Annotated in this window: 1 protein-coding gene; it reads right to left on the bottom strand. The window is 68.8% G+C overall.

Annotated elements, in window-relative coordinates:
- The coding region (locus tag ACFWPS_RS53885) for an amino acid adenylation domain-containing protein (RefSeq protein WP_383721895.1) at nucleotides 1–2805 on the bottom strand (2805 nt) is incomplete at both ends.

Below are 2805 nucleotides of genomic sequence, written 5' to 3'. Positions count from 1 at the left end.
ACCCGCCTCCACCACCAACTCCCGAGCCCACCCCCTGAACGACACCGGAACATCACCAAGCACCGGAACCCGACCCCCGGCCAACGCCGCATAGGCCTCCTGCAGATCGGGCAGCAGAACCTGCCACGAAACGGTGTCAACCACCAGATGACTCGCCACCACAACCAACCGCCCAGCCACACCCGGACCACCATCCACCCACACCACCTGCACCATCACACCCGCCACCGGGTCCAACCGCTCAACCCCCGCCGCAATCTGCTGCTCCACCAAGGCACCCGGGTCCGCTCCAGCCGCGTCCACCCGAGACACCAGCACCTCAACCGGAACCGTCAACTCCTCCGGCACCACCAGTACTCCCGCCTCGAACACCAGGCGCGCCCGCAACACCTCATGACGCTCCATCAGGAGTGCCACGGCATCCCTCAGCGTCGTCTCCACCAGCCCCGCCGGCGCCACCATCGACGCCGACTGCACCACCGCGCGCATGCCCTCGACGCCGACTCGATTCAGCACCTCGCGCATCACCGGGGTCAGCGGAACCTCACCGACACCGGACACACTCGTCTCGGTATCGAGCGCGCCCGCCGTGAGCGGGGCAGCCGCCGCCGCGAGCGCGGCGGGCGTCTTCAGCTCGAAGATCTGCCGGGGCGAGACGACCCAGCCGGCGGCCCGGGCTCGGGACGCGAGCTGCATCGACATGATCGAGTCACCGCCGAGCTCGAAGAACCCGTCCTCGACCCCGACCCGATCCAGCCCAAGGACCTCGGCGAACAGCCCGCACAACGCCACCTCAGCAGGCGAGACAGGCGCACGGGTACCCATGGACGCAACCTCGGGCGCGGGCAGGGCAGCACGGTCCACCTTGCCGTTCACCGTCAACGGGAAGACATCCAGGACGACCACCGCAGACGGAACCATGTACTCCGGCAACCGGGACGCGGCGAAATCCCGCAGCACATCCGCATCCACCTCCCCGACCACATAACCCACGAGCCGCCCGTCACGAACGACCACCACAGCCCGCTCCACCCCGGAGTGAGCCGCGACAACAGCCTCCACCTCGCCAAGCTCCACCCGGAACCCACGGATCTTCACCTGCTCATCAGCACGCCCGACGAACTCCAGCACACCGTCCGCCGTCCAGCGGGCCAGGTCCCCCGTGCGATACATCCGCTCACCGTCACCGAAGGGACAGGCGACGAAACGCTCGGCCGTCAGATCCGGACGGTTGATGTAGCCACGGGCCACACCCGCACCCGCGACATACAACTCACCGGTCACGCCGACCGGGACGGGACGCAGGAACGCGTCCAGGACGTAGGTACGGACGTTGGACAGCGGGCGGCCGATCGCCGGCGGCGCATCCTCATCCGTGATGCCCTCCTCCAGGAGGACAGCCGTGGTAATCACGGTCGCTTCGGTCGGGCCGTAGGTGTTCCACAGACGGGCCGCAGCACGCCACTTCGCGGCCAGGCCCGCTTCGAGACGCTCCGCACCCAGCACCCAGTTGGCTATACCGGGTACGGCCCCCGGTTCCAGCGCACTCAGCAGCGACGGCACCACACTCGCCGTACCCACACCACTGGACTCGACCATCGCCGCCAGCGCAACCGCGTCCAGGCGCTCCGCCGCCGAGGCGATCGCCAGCGTGCCACCCGCCGCCAAGGTCACGGCGACGTCCAGGACGGCCGCATCGAAGCTGAAGGAAGCGAACTGCAACGACGTCACACCAGGACCAGCCCCCAGTACCGGACCCATCGCCGAGGCCAGGTTCGCCACCGAACCATGAGCCACCGCCACACCCTTCGGCCGCCCCGTCGACCCCGACGTATAAATCACATACGCCAGACCACCCGCGTCCACGGCAGCGTGCACAGGCTCACCCCACCTGATGCCCAATTGCCCCAGGCCGACGGCGTCAACGCCCTCCGGCAGCAGACCCGCCGTGCCCTCCGAGACCAGCACCACCCGCATACCACTATCGGCAACCATGAACGCCAGCCGGTCCGCCGGATACTCCGGGTCCAGCGGCACATACGCCCCGCCCGCCTTCCACACGGCAAGCTGAGCCACCACCATCTCCACCCCACGCGGCAGGCACAGCCCCACCCGCGACTCACGCCCTACACCCCGCGCCACCAACCCCCGCGCCAACGCATCCGACCACGCATCCACCTCGGCATACGACAGCAACCGCCCACCCGAACGCAGCGCCACCGCATCCGGCGCCCCAACCACCCACCACCGGAACCGCTCCAGCACCGTGCCGAACTCCACCGGTCCGGCCGTGTCGTTCCACCGCTCGACAACGGAGGCGCGCTCGGAGGCGTCCAGCAGGTCGATCTCCCCGACCCGCGTCATCGGATCGTCCGCGATCTGCTCCAGCACCCGAATGACCCGATCGGCGAGGTCACGGACCGCCGCCTCCGCGAAGGCATCCGGCCGGTAGTCCAGCCGCAGAGTCAGCCCGTCCTCAGGCCGCACCCCCAGCACGAGAGCAAAGCTCGTCGACTCCTCAGACGCCGCCTCAACGATCGCCAGACCCTCCACCGACGGCTGAGCAGCCGGGTCCCCCGGGAAGTTCTCGAACGCCAGCATCGTGTCGAACATCGCACCCGCGCCGGCCGCACGCTGCACCTCGCTCAACCCCACATGCTGGTGATCAAGGAGCGCCGACTGCCGCGCCTGCAAACCCTGCAAAACCTCACCCACACGCTGCGCCGCATCCAGATCCACCCGCACCGGCAACGTGTTGATGAACAGCCCGAGCATCTCCTCCATACCCACAAGCTCCGCCGGCCG

The sequence above is a fragment of the Streptomyces sp. NPDC058457 genome (assembly GCF_042720695.1).
Classification (GTDB): domain Bacteria; phylum Actinomycetota; class Actinomycetes; order Streptomycetales; family Streptomycetaceae; genus Streptomyces.
The sequence above is the reverse complement of the archived record's forward strand: the minus strand, read 5'-3'. Positions and strand labels throughout refer to the sequence as shown.